Below are 19,206 nucleotides of genomic sequence, written 5' to 3'. Positions count from 1 at the left end.
GTTAGGACATCCCAATGACGGTCGCAGTAAACAGCGAAAGAAAGACAGACAGGCCCACGGTCAGCCCTAAGGCCGACATAACCACTACGGCTGCAGCCTTGCCGAGGGTTTCAAAATCGTGGGCGACTTTGAGGAAATTCAGCACCACCCACAAACCGTAGAGTCCGGCAGCCATGACAAACAATTGTGACAAAGCCGGTGCAAGCGTCATAAGCACGACTGACCCAATTTGAATGGCGAGACGCATAAACTGCAACCAGCCAAGCATCAGCAGGATCGTGTCAAATGGCGCTTTGCCTCCGAGACTGTGCCCGACCCAGTAAAACGCGAAGACAAAGATCACTGTTGTGGACCCAAGCATCGTAAGCACCAGGAAAGGCTTCGTGAACAGAGGAATGTTCACTTCCTCCGGAACAGGAAACAGTGCAATCGACCCGAAGTAGGCCAATGTGTTCAATATCACAGCCAGAGCCAGGATCGTCCATCCGGTGGCGCGATCAAGGCGCACACCGCACAATATACGGGCGGCCTGAGCCGGATCACGGACAGTCAACCAGAATAGTTCAGTCAATTGCGCGTTCATGCTGATCGTTTACCTGCTTGAAGCATTCCGGAAATCCAGAACCACATGAAGCAGATCAGCCAAACCAAGCCGACACCTGCAAGCTCGATGCCTTCACCGATGAATCCGGCAACAAGGCCGTGTAACAGTATCAGTGGGGAAGCGGCCAACATCGCCCAAAAAAGCGCTAGACGCGATCCGAAGGAAGTTTGCTTGCGCCCTATCGCGCGAAACAGAACATGCACAATCAATGCCAACGCGTAAGCAAGCAGAGGCGCAATAAAAAGCCAAGCCATCAACGTTCCGCCGAGCAACGGGTTGAGTTCTTCGCCGGTCAGGTGCGCCTCTCTGGCAAGTCGTGGCCATTGCCCGATGAAGGTGACCGCACAAGCTGCCATGAGGATCACGAACACACGATCCTCTCGCTCGCCCATGGAAAGCAAACGGGCCACAACTTTATGCGGCCCGCGATAAGTCGCGAGAATGTCGCGCGCAACTGACATCAGCCGCGCCGCCGTTCCAGCCAGTTTTCCAGACGGGAAATGATCTCGTCCCGAAGGCCCTCATCATCAATTTCCTCAACGGCTTCAGCGACGAAAGACAACACCATCAAGTCGGTTGCGATGTCTTTGGGAACGCCACGGGCACGCAAATAGAACAAAGCATCCTCATCAATCGCACCAGAGGTCGACCCGTGCGAACAAGCGACATCATCAGCATAGATTTCGAGTTCCGGCTTTGCGAGGAACTGACTGTCCTCATCAAGCAAGAGCGACTGGCTGATCTGGTATCCGTCGGTTTTCTGTGCGTCAGGCTTAACCAGAATCTTGCCCTGAAAGACACCTGTCGCGCCGTTGCGCAGCACTTTTTTGAAAACCTGCCGGCTCTCGCAATTCACCGCGTCGTGTGTGACAAAAACGGTGTCGTCATGATGAAAATCACCATCGCCAAGGCACGCGCCGGCCACATGCGCAACGGCATCGTCACCCGTCAGTTCGAGTACGGCTTCGTTACGGGTCAAACGTCCGTTCACCGTCAACGTGAAGGACTTGAATGTGCTTTCAGTACCTAGACGTCCAAAGATATGTGTAACAGCCCGACGTTCATGATCGCGACCTTGGGCTCGTACATGGTGGAACACAGCGTTGTCCGCTACATCGACTTCCATCGCCTTGTTAAAGCGAGCGGCCGCAGGACCATTTTCGAGTATTGTCAGTTCGGCACCGGAATCCAGCTTTACAAGGTGATGCAGGGTCACATCGGAAGTGTCTGAATTATGTCGATAAATCAGGTTCACCGGGCGAGAAACCTTGCCAGTGACATGCATCACGACACCATCTGTTGCATAAGCCGTGTTAAGCGCCGCTAACGGGCGTGGAACAGGGTTCTGACCGTTGGTCTCCAGCGTACCGTACAAATCTCGCGCCCAATGGATGTCCTTGTCCGCGACGTCCGCAAGACGCTCGATGCTCAGGCCCTCGCCTGACAGGTCATCCGATTGGTCGGCATCGAAAACGCCATCGACAAATACCACCTTCAGGCGGTCGAAACCGTCAAACAGTGGTGCCTCGCCACTGTCGAAAGTTGCCGCGCTAGGCGCATCAATCTGAGTAAGGGTGTCCGGACGCGTGTATTTCCAATATTCGTCGCGTCGCTCTGGCAACCCCATCTCACGCACCCGGGCCAACGCGGCCTCGCGAGCTTCGGTCGCCCATTTGCCGCCAGCAGGAAGGTTCATGCCCTCCAGACGGGCCGTGGTGGCCTCTATATTTTTTGCTACAGCTGACATCAGGCCATCTCCGCCAGAATGTCCGCGTAGCCGTTCTTCTCGACTTCCAGCGCCAGTTCTGGACCGCCAGTCTTCACGATGCGACCGTCGGCCATAATGTGAACGACATCCGGTTTGATGTGATCCAACAGACGTTGGTAATGGGTGATGACCAGGAATCCTCGGCCAGCGTCGCGCAACGCATTCACGCCCTCAGAAACCAGCTTCATCGCATCCACATCAAGACCGGAGTCAGTCTCGTCAAGAATACACATCTTCGGCTCGAGCATCGCCATTTGCAGGATTTCGTTCCGTTTCTTTTCACCACCGGAGAAACCGACATTGACCGGTCGCTTCAGCATGTCCGCATCGATTTTAAGGGTTTTCGCCTTCGCGCGGATCACCTGCAAAAAGTCTTTCGCTGACATCTCGTCTTCGCCACGCGCCTTGCGTTGTGCGTTTACCGCGGTGCGCAGGAAGGTCATGTTGCCCACACCCGGAATTTCGACAGGATATTGGAAGGCGAGGAACAGTCCCAGCGCCGCACGTTCCTCTGCCTCGAGCTCCAGCAAGTCTTCGCCATCCAGCGTTGCTGTTCCGTCAGTGACCTCATAGCCATCCTTGCCAGACAGAACATAGGACAACGTCGACTTACCTGATCCGTTCGGGCCCATGATCGCGTGCACTTTCCCGGCTTCAACTTTCAGGTCGACACCCTTTAGGATCTGCTTGTCTTCATCTTCAAGTTGGACCTTCAGGCCTTTGATTTCCAACATTTTATCTTCCTTCGCATTTCGAATGGGCGGTGGTCGCACCAGCCCGAATTTTGTAAATACAGAGCCAGATCGGGATTAGCCGACGGATCCTTCCAGAGAGATCGCCACAAGCTGTTGAGCTTCCATGGCAAATTCCATCGGCAAAGCCTGAAGAACTTCCTTGGCAAAACCGTTCACGATCAGGGCTACAGCCTCTTCCTCATCCATGCCGCGCTGACGGCAATAGAACATTTGTTCGTCGTCCACTTTGGATGTGGTTGCTTCGTGCTCGACCCGCGAAGAGTTGTTCTTCACTTCGATGTACGGAACGGTATGCGCCCCGCATTTGTCACCGATCAAAAGGCTGTCACATTGGGTATAGTTGCGCGAGTTCTTTGCTTTCGGATGCATCGACACCTGACCGCGATACGTGTTTTGTGCCACGCCCGCGCTTATGCCCTTGGAAACAATCCGTGATTTGGTGTTTTTGCCCAAGTGGATCATTTTGGTGCCGGTATCGGCCTGCTGGTGGTTGTTGGTAATCGCGATCGAATAGAACTCGCCCTGGGCATCGTCGCCGCGCAAGATGCAGGACGGATACTTCCAAGTAACAGCGGAGCCGGTTTCAACCTGCGTCCACATCACTTTGGACCGCGCCCCGCGGCAATCTGCACGCTTGGTTACAAAGTTGTAGATGCCGCCCTTGCCATTCTCGTCGCCGGGATACCAGTTTTGAACGGTAGAGTATTTCACCTCGGCGTCTTCTTCGATGATGATCTCGACCACAGCAGCATGCAACTGGCTGGTATCCCGTTGTGGTGCAGTGCAGCCTTCGAGATAAGACACGTAGGAGCCTTTGTCGGCGATGATCAGCGTGCGCTCGAACTGACCTGTATTCTCCGCGTTGATCCGGAAGTAGGTCGAGAGCTCCATCGGGCAGCGAACGCCCGGCGGCACATAGACGAATGACCCGTCAGAGAACACCGCGCTGTTCAGGGTGGCGTAAAAGTTGTCAGACACCGGAACCACGGAACCGAGGTACTTTTTAACCAATTCCGGGTGCTCTTTGATCGCTTCCGAGATAGAGCAGAAAATCACGCCAGCTTTCTTGAGCTCTTCCTGAAATGTCGTGCCGACAGAAACAGAGTCAAACACCGCGTCTACAGCCACCTTACGACCTTCCGCAGGTGCATCCTCAGCGCCCTCAACGCCTGCCAAAATCATCTGTTCTTTCAGCGGGATACCAAGCTTTTCGTAGGTAGCCAGAAGCTTTGGATCCACCTCGTCCAACGACTTCGGCTTTTCCTCCATGCTTTTCGGGCGCGCATAGTAGTACTGATCCTGAAAATCCACTTCGGGATAATCCAACATAGCCCAGTCGGGTTCCTCTTTGGTCAGCCAGCGCTTGTATGCTTCCAGCCGCCATTCGGTCATCCATTCAGGTTCGTCATTCTTGTCGGAAATCAGGCGTACGATATCCTCGGTCAGCCCTTTAGGGGCGTATTCCATCTCGATCTCGGTTTCCCAGCCGTATTTGTATTTACCGCCCACTTCGCGCACGGCATCCACGGTTTCCTGATCGACGCCTTCTTTGACCTGTGTCTGGTCTATTGCGGCCATGTCGTTCTCCTGTTTGTTCGCTCTCACGCGGTGGCTTTGTTGGCCCTTGCGTGGTGTTTCTTCATCTGGGCTAGCCATTTGTCGGCAAATCCCAGAACTTCCTGTTCCGTTGTTTCCGGCCCCAAACTGATCCGGATCGCACTTGCGGCAGTCGCCTCGTCGTATCCCATCGCTGTCAACACGCGGCTCGCGCGAACTTTGCCCGACGAACAGGCAGAGCCTGCCGAAATGGCAAATCCGGCCAAGTCCATTTGCATGACCTGCGTTTCACCTTTCCATCCCGGCGTTGCGATACATGTGGTGTTGGGCAGGCGTTTCGCACCCTTGCCAACAATGACTGAGTCTTTTGCTCCGTCTTCCAGCGTGTCTTCAAGCAAATCGCGCAAATGTGCAACCCGTTCCCACACGCCGTTTGCCAGGTCATTTGCCGCAGCCTTCGCTGCAGCGGCAAAACCGGCTGCGCCAATCACGTTTTCTGTGCCCGCGCGGCGTCCCATTTCCTGTCCACCGCCCAAAAGTTGCGCCGAAACGTCTGTGCCGCGCTTCACAACCAGCGCCCCAATACCCTTGGGACCGCCAAGTTTGTGTGCAGAGACCAGCGCCATCGTTGCTCCGGACCAATTGAATGCCACCGGCAATTTCCCAAAGGCCTGAGTCATATCGCTTACAGCCAAACCTTCGGGCAATGTCTGAACCACGCCTGTTTCACTGTTAGCGGCTTGAAGGGTGGAGGCCGAAGCGTCCACAACCGTTACCTGACCATTGTGATCGACGGACAAATCACTTTGAACCCAAGCTCCGACAGCGTCGTGTTCAATATCCGCACCGTGAAGTCGTCTGTCGCGCAACGCCAAAGCTGCTGCCTCGGTTGCGGACGATGTGAATATAACGTCCGCGCCATCTGCCCCGAACGCTGAAGCTATGTCCGCCCTCGCGGTTTCAATCACCGACTTTGCCTTCCGGCCTTCACCATGCACGCTGGACGGATTTCCAACCACATCCATGGCCGCAATCATTGCGTCACGTGCCTCATCACGCAGGGGCGTTGTCGCATTATGATCGAGGTACGCGCGCATCAGGCGTCTTCATCCACCACAGCAAACAGGTTGGGCACCGCCGGACAGGGTGCCAGATCGTTTTTAATTACGTCGGACAGGCGCGTCTGGTGCAAAAACACATAGACATGGGCGGACAATCCTTCCCAGAGCCGGTTCGCCATGGATTGCGCCCGGGACCCGCTAGATCCTCCACTCACTCCAGCGCCTGTGTGCAGCGCCGAAACTGTTTCATCCACAGCAGTCAGAACGTCCACCACGCGGATGTCCGACGGCGACTGCGCCAAGCGATAACCACCACCCGGTCCTCGCACCGATTCCACCAATCCGGCACGGCGCAACTTCACAAACAACTGTTCGAGATATGGCAGAGAGATGTCCTGTCTTTTCGAGATTTCAGACAGATTGACCAACTCGCTACCGTCCTGAAGCGCGATATCAGCCAGCGCAACCACCGCATAGCGCCCTTTTGTCGACAGTTTCATGCTCTACCCCCGCGAATTGATTGACCTCAGCCGCTGCTGTGCTTATTTCGCTTAAGCGCTGTGCGGCGTTTTACGCCAAGATCAGAATTTAGAAACGTTCTAAAGTGACCAAGCAAATTCGTCAAGAATTGCTTTTCACATTTGTAGGAGAAGAGCGAAACAAATGCCCGAGGTGATTTTCCCAGGACCCGAAGGCCGCCTCGAAGGCCGCTACCACCCCCAAAAAGAAAAAGACGCACCGATTGCCATTGTCTTGCATCCGCACCCGCAATTCGGTGGCACGATGAACAACAAGGTTGTCTATAACCTGCACTATGCGTTCTACAACATGGGGTTCACGGTTCTACGCTTTAACTTCCGTGGCGTTGGGCGCTCTCAAGGCGAATACGATCAGGGTGTTGGCGAGCTTTCAGATGCAGCTTCCGCTCTCGATTATCTCCAGTCGATGAACAACAACTCCAAGCACTGCTGGGTTGCCGGGTTCTCGTTTGGGGCATGGATTGGCATGCAACTTCTGATGCGACGTCCTGAAATCACCGGCTTTATCTCGGTGGCTCCTCCCGCGAATATGTATGACTTCTCGTTCCTCGCCCCCTGCCCCAGTTCTGGTCTGATCCTGAACGGTACGAACGACCGAGTTGCGCCCCCTGCGGACACCCATTCTCTTGTCAACAAACTGCACGAGCAGAAGGGCATCACCATTACTCACACCGAAATCGAAGGCGCTGATCACTTCTTCAAAGCAGAAGAGCACATGGATCAGATGACGGGTAATGTGACCGATTACGTCAAGCGGCGGCTGACGGAGACCACCCGCTAATGGGCACACTTGAGACGCTTGCCGCCAAGCTCGCCGAAGATACCATCAAGGTTCAGAAAGAAACCGGCCAAGATCGGCTTTTTGTCGAGGTCGGCAACATTCTGGCGGCTGCGTCCCAGTCTCTTGAAGAAGCGTACCTGACAGAAATGCGTGTACGCATGGCGGAAGAGAAAGCGCGTAAATTCTTGATCCAAAAGGTTAAAGAAACACGCGCTGCCGCAGGAAGCCCGGAATGACGAACAGACTTGAGGCGCAACTCGCATTTTTGAATGAAGTTGACCGTCTCAAAGGAATTCAGCGGTCCAACGTCCTGCAGGATTTGTCGCGCGCTGAGAACTCTGCCGAGCACAGCTGGCACCTGGCTTTGTTTGCGATGGTGTTTGAACCGATCGCCCCGACGGGCGTATCAATCGACCGCGTAATCGGCATGTTGCTTCTGCATGATCTCGTGGAGATTGATGTCGGCGACCATCCGATCCACCTAAAAACAGATTGGCAATCGGTTGCTGCGGCGGAAGCCGAAGCAGCAGATCGCATTTTTGGTTTGCTTCCAGCGGAGCAAGGCGAAAACCTCAAGGCGCTCTGGCAGGAGTTCGAAGCGGCGGAGACGGCAGATGCCGGTTTTGCGAAAATGCTGGATTACGTTCAGCCGGTTTTTCAGGTGCTTTTGGCGACCGAACCCCGACCTGACCACGTAGCAATCGCGCGCGAGAACCTTGCTTATGGACGGGCCGCATTCATCAAGGAAGCGTATCCGGACATTTTTTCTCATTCAGAGTCGCTGCTAAACGGAACCTCAATAGACCGAGAAGATCCCCTAAGCCGTCGCTTGGCGTTTCTTTCAGAAGCGGACAAACTGAAATCCGTATTGCGCGCCACTCGGATTCTCGACATGACCCGCCGGGAAAACTCTGGCGAACATAGTTGGCACATTGCTCTTTATGCTCTGACCCTGTCTGAGCACGCAAACCGGGAAATCAGCCTTGGTCGCATTGTAAAAATGCTGTTGATCCATGACCTTGTGGAGATCGACGTGGGCGATAGCCCGATCCACGGCGATCATGACATTTCCGCGATGGAAGCGGCAGAGGCGGCAGCAGCAGATCGTATCTTCGGACTACTGCCGGAAAACCAAGCGCAAGCTTTTCGCGCACTCTGGGACGAATTCGAAGCCGCAGAAAGCAATGATGCGGTGTTTGCCAAGTCCATCGACCGCGTTCAGCCGGTCATTGGCAATCTTGAAACTGAAGGCGGGACTTGGCCTGAATACAATGTAACTGCCCAACAGCTCGAGGATCGCGTTGGATGGAAGGTCGCAAAGGGCGCTCCTGCAATTTGGGACCATTTACAGCAGCGGATCGCTGACTGGTTCGCTGCCAACACGTGATCTACCAGCAATGCGGCCAGCCATAGCCCCAGCGCCACGGTAATCCTGAACACGGTGCGCCGCCAACACGGACCGCTTCAAGCATTCGGTCCGCTATGAAATCAAAAGCAATTTCAATACGTTCCTGTGGCTCGCCGTACCTTGCCTGAAGGGCGTCGCCATCCTCCCGGGCCACGGCTTTCACGCATTGCTGCAAGGCTTCATCGGCCGCCAATCTTGCGTCATAGCTCGTTCTTGCTGATGTGCCATCACCCCCAAGATGATAGGCCTCATCATGGGTAACACAGCATCTTTCCCACGGTGGCACCTCACCTTGGTTTTGTCGAAAACTAGGAAATACCTGCGCAACCGTGCGCCATGCCGACGACATTCCGCCTGAACACCCGTCAGTGGTAAAAGCCGCCAAATCGGATGCTTCGGCATTGCGGACGAGAAGAAACCGCTCATGCCGCCAAACCTCTAGTTGAGCAATCGCCCCCAGGTCTTCTTGTGCTTCAGAGAAAGTGGCGAAGCTCAAAGCCACCGCCAGCACCGCCCTATTCAAACCAAGCCTCAAGATCCAAGCCAACCCGTCCCGCCAGGCCGAGTATCAACCGTTCGGGGCCGGACAACTCACGGCGCTCCTCGATGACTTTGCGTGCCAACTCGGGCTCATCTGTGATCAGCCCATCAACGCCCAGTGAAATCATGCCGGACATGGCAAGCGGATCGTTGACTGTCCAGACGTAGACTTTTTTATCAACTGCCTGGCTTTCCCGCACCAACCGATACGACGCGGTTGCACTGTTCACAGCCAGAAAATCAGCATCCAGATCCCACATGTTGCCCAACGAAGCAGAGGCCAAAAGCCCGATGTCCCACTCGGGACGAAGTTTCCTCATCTTTTCGACGGCATCATATTTCAAGGACATAACTTTAACTTGGTTCACCATGCCTTCTGCTTCGACAATATCGATAACCCGTTGTTCGAGCATCTCGTCGTGACCATAGTATTTCAGTTCTATCACGACCCCCGATTGGTCTTTGGCCGCTCTCAAAACGTCCGCTAGCAACGGTGTCCGTTGATCCGCATAGACAGGGTCGAACCAGCTACCGATGTCAATTTTTGCAAGATCTTCCTGCGTTGCATCCCAAATTCTCAGCGGATTGCCGGCCTGCTTCATGAAGTCACTGTCGTGCATGACTGCGACCATGCCATCAGCCGTCTCCTGAACGTCAATCTCCACCCAGTCCGAGCCTACCCTCACCGCTTCGTTGATCGCGGCCATTGTGTTCTCCGGCTTGGCACCAGCAGCCCCACGATGAGCAATCACTTCAACCGGTTGACCGTCATCGACGGGTGCCAGTCCTGCCAACCCGACAACACCGAAACCGCCAAAGAGGACCGCGCTCAGAGATACTGCAATCAATACTTTTCTGGGTATCTGTCGCGGCGGTACACGATTGCGGGGCCAGTCGGCTTCCGCGACGATCAAAACCGACATCGCACCGGTCGTTATGGCGCTGATCAGCACGTTCACAGCTGTATAGAGAGCCCCAATGAGAACGAGCACCACCACAAGTGCACGCATTGACTGCGGAATCAAAACAAGCGCAACGTCGGCGACCAACGTCACAATGCCCATCACCACGATGAAAATAGCGGCGCTCACACCGAACCAAACAAGAATTCTAAAGAGAAAGCCGATGCGGCGGCCCTGCATTCTGGCACGGCTCTCCCGCAAAGCATCTGAAGGCTGCGTTCCCGCAAAAATCACCAGTGGAAGGCTTAGAGTCCAGCCAAGCAACCGCCATGCCAGAAGAACGACCCAAAGTCCGAGCACGCCCCCTATCACCACAACGGATTGCCGAAAAATCGGCGGCCGGTGAGTCAGATAGTAGTTTATGTCAAACTCGCTCAACCATTGCGAGGCAATAAACCCCGCAACAGCAAGGAACGGTAAACTAAGAAAAATCACGTGAAGAGTAAGACGCACTGCCAACGACAAAACAGACGGCATTTGCGGAAGCACCAGCGAGGCACCTTCCCATAGACCGACTTGCCCGTGATGGTGCTCGTGACGCGCGGTGGCCATCATAAAGGCAATGTTCATCACGCCAAGAACCAGAGCCATGGCAACGAGAAGGACACCGCCAATCGCGCCTGCAGGTGACAAAAGGAAGAAGGCAATATCAAAATCAGCCAATGCCGGTCGTCCGGAAAATGCCAAAGCTGCCCGGACGGTCAGCGCCATCATCGGCGCAAACACTGCGGCAAGAAGAATGTTAAAGACGATATTTGCCGCCACAAACGGCCAGCGAAGCCTCCATCCGGTTGCAAAGCTCTCTTTAACATCCTGAAAAGCTGCAGAAATCATTTAGGTCTCCAAACATCTTTTCTACCACAATAGACACGCGATACGACGGCGTCGACAAGTATACCCTTTGAACTGCATACTGCGCCCACTCGTCTTCAGCTAATTTCGTATACAATTGCATACATTACTTTCCCTCACGAGAAACTTCCCTTATGGAAGGCGACAAAACGACTCGGCTCACAGGAGATCCCCATGACCAAGATCAAAGTCGACAATCCGATCGTCGAAATGGACGGCGATGAAATGACCCGCATCATGTGGCAGTTCATCAAGGACAAGCTGATCCTGCCCTATCTGGACATTGACCTGCTGTACTACGACCTTGGTATCGAGGAACGTGACCGCACCGAAGACCAGATAACAATTGATGCTGCCGAAAAGACAAAAGAGGTCGGCGTCGCCGTAAAGTGCGCGACGATCACACCAGACGAGCAGCGGGTCGAAGAATTTGGCCTGAAAAAGATGTGGCGCAGCCCAAATGGAACCATTCGGAACATCCTTGGCGGTGTTGTTTTCCGACAGCCGATCATCTGCAAAAACGTACCGCGCCTTGTGCCCGGTTGGACATCCCCAATCGTTGTTGGCCGCCATGCCTTCGGCGACCAATACAAAGCCACCGACTTTACATTTCCGGGCGCAGGCAAGTTGACAATGAAGTTTGTCGGCGAAGACGGCACTGTCATTGAAAAAGAGGTCTATGACGCGCCTTCCGCGGGGGTCTATCAGGCGATGTACAACCTCGACAGCTCGATCATTGATTTTGCTCGCGCATCGCTGAACTACGGCTTGAATCTTGGTTGGCCAGTGTACCTGTCGACCAAAAACACAATCCTCAAAGCCTATGACGGACGTTTCAAAGATCTGTTCCAAAAGGTTTATGAGGAAGAGTTCGAAGAGAAATTCAAAGATGCTGGCATCTGGTACGAACATCGCCTGATCGACGATATGGTCGCATGCGCGATGAAGTGGAATGGCAAGTTCGTCTGGGCCTGCAAGAATTACGACGGCGACGTTCAGTCCGACACCGTAGCGCAAGGGTTTGGTTCGTTGGGTCTGATGACATCGCAACTGATGACGCCGGACGGAAAAATCGTAGAGGCTGAAGCAGCACACGGCACAGTGACGCGTCACTACCGCCAGCACCAGAAGGGCGAAGCGACTTCGACCAACTCAATTGCATCGATTTATGCGTGGACCGGTGGCCTGAAGCACCGCGCAAAACTCGACAACAACATCGCGCTGCGCGCTTTTGCCGAAACACTGGAGCGCGTCATCATCGAGACCGTAGAAAGCGGTTACATGACCAAGGACCTGGCGCTGCTGGTCGGCCCGGATCAGGGTTGGCTCACCACAATGGGCTTCCTCGAGAAACTCGACGAAAACCTAAACCGCGCTCTCGCTGGCTAAAATTTTCAACAGATTTCCGCATCTGAACGGGGCAAAGTGCAGGCTTTGCCTCGTTTGCATATCGGCCATGCACCGAGTGCTCTGGACAGAGCCAGAATCTCGGTCCAAATCCCCGCCATGGTTAGCTTTCTTGAATCTCCCACCGCCGAAGAACACAGCCTCTTCGACGACATGCAGGGTCTGCTTGTCGGCACGCTTCTGGTTGCGATTTCTGTTCAGTTTTTACAGGCTGCCAACCTGTTCACCGGTCAGATCGCGGGTCTCGCACTGGTAGGCACAAAAAGCATGGATTTGTCCTTTGGCACCCTGTTTTTCGCGCTAAACCTACCCTTCTACGCGATCGCATACTTTCGCATGGGCCTTGAATTCACTCTGAAAACGTTCGCAGCGGTTGGTCTGCTGACCCTCTGGAGCTTCTTGTTGCCTCAGGTCATGACCTTTGCTGATCTCCATATTGCTGCCGCTGCTGTGTCGGCTGGCGTGACCGCCGGCGCCGGTCTAATCGTGCTCTTCAGGCACAATGCCACTTTGGGTGGCGTCGGAATCGTCGCAGTCTGGCTTCAGGACGCCTATTCCATCAAGGCTGGTTGGGTCCAACTGGGTTTCGACGTAATGGTTTTTGGCCTCGCAGTGTCGTTTTTCCCCATCGAAGCGGTGATTTACTCCCTTTTGGGGGCGGCAATCATCAATATTATGATCGCAACAAACCATCGCCGCGACAGATATATCGCGCGATAAGCCACTCCATTTCGAAGGTGCAAGAATGCCCAAAGCCTATTTGTTTCTGATGATTGCAGTTGTCTTTGAAACCATCGGCACCACAGCACTTCAAGCCAGCAACCAGTTTTCCAAACTGGTGCCTTCCCTAATCGTCGTCGTATCTTATGCCGCTGCGTTCTACCTGATGGCGCTCACGCTGCGGTACCTTCCCGTCGGTATCACCTACGCAATCTGGTCGGGTATGGGCATCGTGCTGATCGCGTTCATAGGCTTCGTCGTGTTCGGTCAAAAACTCGACTGGCCCGCGATCCTTGGAATGGGCCTTATTGTCCTTGGGATTTTGGTCATCAACCTGTTTTCCAAGACTGCGATGCACTAAGATACATTATTGGTCTGGCCTTTTGGCGCGCTCCGCGTTAGGGCGAGCGCGAACAGGAAAAGGCCGGTTTTATGGATCTTCGCAATATCGCAATCATCGCTCACGTTGACCACGGGAAAACCACCCTCGTCGATGAGCTGCTCAAGCAATCCGGCGCTTTCCGGGAAAACCAGGAAGTGGCCGAGCGTGCCATGGACAGCAATGATCTTGAGCGCGAACGCGGCATCACGATTTTCGCCAAACCCACTTCGGTGGAATGGAAAGGCACCCGCATCAATATCGTGGACACGCCGGGCCACGCCGACTTTGGCGGCGAAGTTGAGCGTATCCTGAGCATGGTCGATGGTGTGGTCCTGCTGGTGGACGCCGCCGAAGGTCCCATGCCGCAAACCAAATTTGTGACCTCCAAGGCACTGGCGCTTGGCCTGCGTCCGATTGTGGTTCTGAACAAAGTCGACAAACCCGACGCCGAGCCTGACCGTGCGCTGGATGAGTGCTTTGATCTGTTTGCCTCACTGGATGCGAACGACGATCAGTTGGACTTCCCGCACATGTACGCATCCGGCCGCAACGGATGGGCAGACGCCGAACTCGACGGCCCGCGCCAAGACTTGCACGCCCTTTTCAACCTGATCGTGAACCATGTTCCGGAACCCAAGCAGGTACACAAACAGGATGATGACTTCCGCATGCTGGCCACTACCCTCGGGTCCGACCCGTTTGTCGGTCGAATCCTGACCGGTCGTGTCGAATCCGGCACTCTCAAGGTTGGCGCAACCGTTCAGGCGATTTCCCGCATCGGCCAGAAGATTGAACAGTTTCGAGTCACCAAAATTCAGGCATTCCGCGGCCTCGCACAGCAAGACATCGACGAAGCACAAGCTGGCGATATCGTGTCCATCGCCGGAATGGCCAAAGCCACTGTGGCCGATACGATCTGTGCCTTGGCGGTTGATGAGCCACTTGAGGCTCAACCGATCGACCCACCCACCATTACTGTAACTTTTGGGATCAACGACAGCCCACTGGCCGGTCGCGACGGCAAAAAGGTGCAGTCTCGTGTCATCCGTGACCGTCTTTACAAAGAAGCTGAATCCAACGTTGCCATCAAGATTGCCGACACCCCCGGCGGTGAGGCCTTTGAAGTTTCCGGTCGCGGCGAATTGCAGATGGGTGTTTTGATCGAAAACATGCGCCGCGAAGGTTTTGAGCTTTCGATCTCCCGCCCTCAGGTGATCATGCGTGAAGAAGACGGACAGAAAATGGAGCCCGTCGAAGAAGCGACCATCGACGTGGATGACGAGTATTCCGGCGCTGTTATTGAAAAACTGACCGGTTCGCGCAAAGGCGAACTGGTTGAAATGCGTCCTGCAGGTGCTGGCAAAACCCGTATCATCGCACATGTCCCCTCGCGTGGCCTGATCGGCTATCATGGCGAATTCCTGACTGACACGCGCGGAACCGGTGTTCTTAACCGCGTCTTCCACGGCTGGACACCATACAAGGGCTCCATCCCCGGCCGTCGCGCCGGTGTGCTGATCTCGATGGAGAACGGACAGTCCGTCGCCTACGCCCTGTGGAACCTTGAAGACCGCGGTAAAATGATGATCGGTGCCCAGGCTGACGTCTACACCGGCATGATCATCGGTGAGCACAGCCGTGACAACGATCTGGAAGTGAACCCGCTCAAGGGCAAAAAACTCACCAATGTGCGCGCATCCGGCTCAGACGAAGCCGTGCGCCTGACCACGCCAATGACGCTCTCTCTGGAAGAAGCCATTGCCTACATCAATGACGATGAGCTGGTAGAGGTCACCCCAAACAGCGTACGCCTTCGCAAGCGTTATCTGGATCCGCACGAACGCAAGCGGATGTCCAAAGCTGCCCAATAAACTCAAAAGGCCGGAGCATCAGCTCCGGCCTTTTTCATTAGAGTAGCGGCTTGAAGGGTTCGATTGATACCTCGTCGCCGTGAAAGGTACAGAAAGAACCCGGCGGGACCTCTTCCCATCCCTCTTCAGCCTGTACCAATGGTTCGCTCACCACAGCACGCCCGGACCGGCTTTCGCTTTTGCGATGGTAAACTGTCGGAGCCCTTTTGTCGGAAGCGTAGCGTACGGCATATAGCGTCTTTCCGTCGGAAAACGCAGCCGCCAAACGCATGTGAGGCGTCGTTCCCCGTTCGCGGCTCATTCGTTGCAAAATGCCGACTGCAATTTCCATCGCTTCCTTCGGATTGTCATCCAGACCTTCAGTCAGCCCTAACAAGAACAGAACTTCACTGTCAGTTGCTCCCTTTCGCTCACCGTACAATGCGTCGGGGATCATCATGTCAGCATGCCGCCGGAAACTTTCAAAGCCACCAATTTGCCCGTTGTGCATGAACGACCATTTGCCGACAGCGAACGGATGGCAGTTGTTCCGGCTGGTTGCGGTTCCTGTCGACGCGCGCACATGGGCCAAAAATAGGCCGGACTTCACCTGCGCCGTCAGGGACTTCAGGTTAGGATCCGACCACGCAGGCAGTATGTCGCGATACAAACCCGGTTCCGGCCGGTCACCGTACCAGGCAAGCCCAACACCATCGCCATTGGTTTGGGTCTTGCATTCAGTTGCCTGGATACTTTGATGGATTAGTGAGTGATCCGGACGGATAACAACGTCCTCGATATACACCGGTGCTCCGATGTAAGCAGCCCAACGACACATATGCTCAATCTCCGTTCGCGTGCGTTTCCCGCACTTGCGCTGGCTGGCTCAGACTCTGGCTCACAGCAAGTGGTGATTTTGCGGACGTGTAACTCAATTCACCGCGGGAAGAAAGACCGAGATCGAACGAAAAACGCGAACCGATTTCCGAACCGGCTCGCGCTTGCAGAACTTCATTCTGATTTCGGAGTAACCAAGTCACTCGCTGGTTTCAACCACCATCAGTTCCCGCTCACTCGCGTCGCGTGCGTGATTCAAAGCTTCTTGATACTCGGGACTGTTGTAACAGGCCACGGCTGTATCGACGTCCGGAAACTTGGCGACAACGTTGCGTGGGCGCTCCTTGCCTTCCAGTTGAACGAAACGTCCGCCACGCGCGATAAATTCGCCACCGTGTTTGGCAATGGCCGGACCCGCCAGTTCCGCATATTTCGCGTATGCGTCTGAGTCCGTCACTGTCACATGTGCGATCCAAAGTGCACCCATAATTTATCCTCCCAAAACAGCTTCAGCTGCGGCAATAGCCGCGTCTGCATTGCTTGCGTCTTTTGCGCCGCCTTGCGCCATGTCCGGACGGCCACCACCGCCCTTGCCACCAAGCGCCTGGACGGCGGCCCGCACAAGATCAACCGCGGAATGATTGTCCTTCAGGTCATCAGTAACCCCTGCGGCCACAGCAACTTTGTCGCCCGTGTCGGCAATCAGAAGAACCGCACCGCTGCCCAAACGGGTCTTATGCTCGTCCATAAGCGGAGGGAGATCTTTGCCGGACACACCAGACAGAACCTGCGCAAAGAACTTTACACCATTGATCTCTTTCGCTTCAGGGCCGCTGCCCTGCCCCGCACCACCGGCCATGGCCAGTTCCCGACGAAGCGACGCAACCTCATTTTGTAGCGCCTTACGTTCATCCATCAGCCCCTGAACACGATCGATCAATTGTGGCGGCTGGACTTTCAGCTTGGTGGCAATATTGGCCACGCGCTTGGCCTGCTCGTGCAGGTGGTGGAACGCGGCTTCACCGGTCAGAGCTTCGATCCGGCGAATGCCAGCAGCCGATGCACCATCGGACAGGATCACAAACACACCGATGTCGCCGGTCTGTTTGACGTGTGTGCCACCGCAGAGTTCGATGGAATATGTGTCACCATGCAGGCCCTTGCCGGTGTTGGCCTGCCCCATGGAAACAACGCGCACCTCGTCGCCGTATTTCTCACCAAAGAGCGCCTGCGCGCCCAGATCACGCGCGTCATCCGGCGTCATGATCCGCGTCTCAACCGGCGTGTTCTGGCGGATATAAGCATTCACGTCCTGTGCAACGGCTAGCATTTCCTCAGCGGTCAGCGCCTTGTTGTGGCTGAAGTCAAACCGCAGACGGTCATCAGCGTTCAACGAGCCACGCTGTGCCACGTGATCGCCAAGCGCATCGCGCAGCGCTTCGTGCAATAGGTGCGTGGCAGAGTGGTTAGCGCGGATTGCCTTGCGGCGCGCGTGATCCACATCCAGAGCAACAGCGTCGCCTTTGGTCAATGTTCCATGGGACATCGTGATCTTGTGGGCAAACAATTTGCTGTCTGCAAACTTCTGGACGTCCGACACATTCCCGACATCGCCCCGGTTCTCCAGACGAGAGATAATGCCATGATCTGCAACCTGACCACCGCTTTCCGCGTAGAAAGGTGTCTGGTTCACAACAACCCAACCTTCAGCGCCCTGCTCCAGACTATCGACCAAGGCTCCTTCCTGAATCAGAGCCAGTACCTGACCTTCTGCGGTCTCGGTGTCATAGCCCAGAAATTCAGTGGATCCCGTGTCTTCCGCGATATCAAACCAAAGAGCCGCTTCCGCAGCATCACCGGATCCCACGTGAGCGGCGCGTGCCTTGGCTTTCTGTTCAGCCATCGCAGCGTCAAAACCATCGGTGTCCACCTCACGACCTTTTTCCCGTAGCGCGTCCTGCGTCAGATCGAGTGGGAAACCATATGTGTCATAAAGCTTGAACGCAGAAGCACCTGGCAAAGGTGCGCCCTCGTCAAGACTGTCGAGTTCCTCATCGAGAAGTTTCAAGCCACGATCGAGAGTCTGTTTGAATTTGACCTCTTCCTGCTTGAGCGTCTCCTCAATAAGAGACTGCGCTTGTCCCAGTTCCGGATAGGCCTGACCCATTTGTTGAACCAGCGAAGGAACCAGTTGGTGCATCACGGGGTCCTTCGCTCCCAGAAGGTGAGCATGTCGCATCGCGCGGCGCATGATACGGCGAAGTACATATCCACGACCGTCATTGGATGGCATGACGCCGTCCGCCATCAGGAACGAAGTAGACCGCAGGTGATCTGCAATTACGCGGTGGTGCACGTTCTGATCACCATACGGGTCGGTGGATGTAACGTTGGCTGACGCTTCGATCAAAGCTTTGAACAGATCGGTGTCATAGTTGTCGTGTGACCCCTGAAGCAGCGCACCAATCCGCTCAAGCCCCATACCGGTGTCGATCGACTGCATATCCAGAGCCTTCATCGACCCGTCTTCGAACTGTTCGTTTTGCATGAAAACGACGTTCCAGATTTCGATGAAGCGATCGCCGTCTTCTTCGGGAGAACCAGGAGGGCCACCCCAGATGTGGTCACCGTGGTCGTAGAAAATCTCTGTGCAAGGCCCACAAGGACCGGTGGGACCCATCTGCCAGAAATTGTCATGGGTCGCGATGCGAATAATCCTGTCTTCCGGAACGCCGACTTTCTTCCAGATTTCAAAGGCTTCGTCGTCGGTATGGTAAACCGTCGTATACAACTTGTCCTTTGGAATATCGAATTCCTTGGTGATCAGCTCCCACGCAAACGGGATCGCATCATCCTTGAAATAATCCCCAAAGGAAAAGTTGCCGAGCATCTCGAAAAAAGTGTGGTGGCGCGCGGTGTAGCCGACATTGTCGAGATCGTTGTGCTTGCCGCCTGCGCGCACACACTTCTGCGCCGAGGTCGCGCGTTGATAGTCGCGTGTCTCAACACCGGTGAAGAGGTTCTTGAACTGCACCATACCAGAGTTAACGAACATCAACGTCGGGTCGTTGCGTGGCACGAGCGGACTGGAGTCCACAATCTCGTGCCCCTGTTTGGAGAAGTAGTTCAAAAAGGTCGAACGTATGTCGTTCAGGCTGGCCATGAGCAGATCTCTTGCGCTTT

The 19,206-nt window shown here is 54.9% G+C and carries 19 protein-coding genes; 7 read left to right on the top strand and 12 right to left on the bottom strand.

Annotated elements, in window-relative coordinates:
- Position 1 precedes the first annotated feature (1 nt).
- The 7 genes from BXY66_RS07140 to iscR form a co-directional block, all read right to left on the bottom strand.
- Positions 2-583 (bottom strand): YIP1 family protein, encoded by a 582-nt coding sequence (locus tag BXY66_RS07140; RefSeq protein ID WP_132859453.1) that lies wholly within the window; start codon positions 581-583, stop codon positions 2-4.
- Positions 580-1,065 carry a YIP1 family protein gene (locus tag BXY66_RS07135; protein ID WP_132859452.1) on the bottom strand — a complete coding sequence of 162 codons (486 nt, stop codon included), beginning with the start codon at positions 1,063-1,065 and terminating at the stop codon, positions 580-582. The genes BXY66_RS07140 and BXY66_RS07135 overlap by 4 nt, the downstream gene beginning before the upstream one ends.
- Positions 1,065-2,351, bottom strand: coding sequence for a Fe-S cluster assembly protein SufD (gene sufD, locus BXY66_RS07130; protein WP_132859451.1), 1,287 nt, complete (start codon positions 2,349-2,351; stop codon positions 1,065-1,067). Before sufD ends, BXY66_RS07135 begins: the two co-directional genes overlap by 1 nt.
- Positions 2,351-3,106: a Fe-S cluster assembly ATPase SufC gene (gene sufC, locus BXY66_RS07125; RefSeq protein ID WP_132859450.1), complete on the bottom strand. Its 756-nt coding sequence runs from the start codon at positions 3,104-3,106 to the stop codon at positions 2,351-2,353. Before sufC ends, sufD begins: the two co-directional genes overlap by 1 nt.
- Positions 3,107-3,181: 75 nt before the next feature.
- Positions 3,182-4,705 carry a Fe-S cluster assembly protein SufB gene (sufB, locus tag BXY66_RS07120; protein ID WP_132859449.1) on the bottom strand — a complete coding sequence of 508 codons (1,524 nt, stop codon included), beginning with the start codon at positions 4,703-4,705 and terminating at the stop codon, positions 3,182-3,184.
- Between the two features lie 23 nt (positions 4,706-4,728).
- Positions 4,729-5,784, bottom strand: coding sequence for a cysteine desulfurase family protein (locus BXY66_RS07115; RefSeq protein ID WP_132859448.1), 1,056 nt, complete (start codon positions 5,782-5,784; stop codon positions 4,729-4,731).
- The gene (gene iscR, locus BXY66_RS07110; RefSeq protein WP_132859447.1) at positions 5,781-6,245 is read right to left on the bottom strand and encodes a Fe-S cluster assembly transcriptional regulator IscR; all 465 of its coding nucleotides are present in this window, start codon (positions 6,243-6,245) and stop codon (positions 5,781-5,783) included. Before iscR ends, BXY66_RS07115 begins: the two co-directional genes overlap by 4 nt.
- Positions 6,246-6,408: 163 nt before the next feature.
- On the opposite strand from iscR, the gene BXY66_RS07105 reads away from it, so the two are divergent.
- From BXY66_RS07105 to BXY66_RS07095, 3 genes are read left to right on the top strand one after another with little or no spacing between them, the layout of a single operon-like run.
- Positions 6,409-7,065, top strand: a complete 657-nt coding sequence (locus BXY66_RS07105) for an alpha/beta hydrolase (RefSeq protein ID WP_132859446.1) — start codon at positions 6,409-6,411, stop codon at positions 7,063-7,065.
- Positions 7,065-7,301, top strand: coding sequence for a hypothetical protein (locus tag BXY66_RS07100; protein ID WP_132859445.1), 237 nt, complete (start codon positions 7,065-7,067; stop codon positions 7,299-7,301). Before BXY66_RS07105 ends, BXY66_RS07100 begins: the two co-directional genes overlap by 1 nt.
- Positions 7,298-8,452, top strand: coding sequence for an HD domain-containing protein (locus BXY66_RS07095; protein WP_132859444.1), 1,155 nt, complete (start codon positions 7,298-7,300; stop codon positions 8,450-8,452). Before BXY66_RS07100 ends, BXY66_RS07095 begins: the two co-directional genes overlap by 4 nt.
- A gap of 1 nt (position 8,453) precedes the next feature.
- Here BXY66_RS07095 and BXY66_RS07090 read toward each other — a convergent pair whose 3' ends face one another.
- Together BXY66_RS07090 and BXY66_RS07085 are read right to left on the bottom strand one after the other, a co-directional pair.
- Positions 8,454-8,996 (bottom strand): hypothetical protein, encoded by a 543-nt coding sequence (locus tag BXY66_RS07090; protein WP_132859443.1) that lies wholly within the window; start codon positions 8,994-8,996, stop codon positions 8,454-8,456.
- Complete coding sequence (locus BXY66_RS07085) at positions 8,989-10,809, bottom strand: glycerophosphodiester phosphodiesterase family protein (RefSeq protein WP_132859442.1); 1,821 nt, start codon at positions 10,807-10,809, stop codon at positions 8,989-8,991. The genes BXY66_RS07090 and BXY66_RS07085 overlap by 8 nt, the downstream gene beginning before the upstream one ends.
- A 192-nt stretch (positions 10,810-11,001) precedes the next feature.
- Here BXY66_RS07085 and BXY66_RS07080 point away from each other — a divergent pair, with 192 nt between their 5' ends.
- The 4 genes from BXY66_RS07080 to typA all read left to right on the top strand — a co-directional run bounded on the left by BXY66_RS07080 (position 11,002) and on the right by typA (position 15,207).
- The gene (locus BXY66_RS07080) at positions 11,002-12,216 is read left to right on the top strand and encodes an NADP-dependent isocitrate dehydrogenase (protein ID WP_132859441.1); all 1,215 of its coding nucleotides are present in this window, start codon (positions 11,002-11,004) and stop codon (positions 12,214-12,216) included.
- Positions 12,217-12,333: 117 nt separating this feature from the next.
- Entirely contained in the window at positions 12,334-12,954 is a 621-nt protein-coding gene (locus tag BXY66_RS07075; RefSeq protein ID WP_132859440.1) for a YitT family protein, read from the top strand.
- A 25-nt stretch (positions 12,955-12,979) separates the two neighbouring features.
- Positions 12,980-13,315, top strand: coding sequence for a DMT family transporter (locus BXY66_RS07070; protein WP_132859439.1), 336 nt, complete (start codon positions 12,980-12,982; stop codon positions 13,313-13,315).
- 71 nt (positions 13,316-13,386) lie between these two features.
- The gene (typA, locus tag BXY66_RS07065; RefSeq protein WP_132859438.1) at positions 13,387-15,207 is read left to right on the top strand and encodes a translational GTPase TypA; all 1,821 of its coding nucleotides are present in this window, start codon (positions 13,387-13,389) and stop codon (positions 15,205-15,207) included.
- A 37-nt stretch (positions 15,208-15,244) separates the two neighbouring features.
- On the opposite strand, the gene BXY66_RS07060 is transcribed toward typA, so the two are convergent.
- From BXY66_RS07060 to alaS, 3 genes are all read right to left on the bottom strand, one after another.
- Positions 15,245-16,024 carry a class II glutamine amidotransferase gene (locus BXY66_RS07060; protein ID WP_132859437.1) on the bottom strand — a complete coding sequence of 260 codons (780 nt, stop codon included), beginning with the start codon at positions 16,022-16,024 and terminating at the stop codon, positions 15,245-15,247.
- A gap of 198 nt (positions 16,025-16,222) precedes the next feature.
- Complete coding sequence (locus BXY66_RS07055) at positions 16,223-16,510, bottom strand: DUF1330 domain-containing protein (protein ID WP_132859436.1); 288 nt, start codon at positions 16,508-16,510, stop codon at positions 16,223-16,225.
- A 3-nt stretch (positions 16,511-16,513) separates the two neighbouring features.
- Positions 16,514-19,186, bottom strand: coding sequence for an alanine--tRNA ligase (gene alaS / locus BXY66_RS07050; protein ID WP_132859435.1), 2,673 nt, complete (start codon positions 19,184-19,186; stop codon positions 16,514-16,516).
- Between the last annotated feature and the right edge of the window lie 20 nt (positions 19,187-19,206).

This window comes from Shimia isoporae, from assembly GCF_004346865.1.
In the GTDB taxonomy this organism is placed as follows: Bacteria; Pseudomonadota; Alphaproteobacteria; order Rhodobacterales; family Rhodobacteraceae; genus Shimia; species Shimia isoporae.
The sequence above is the reverse complement of the archived record's forward strand: the minus strand, read 5'-3'. Positions and strand labels throughout refer to the sequence as shown.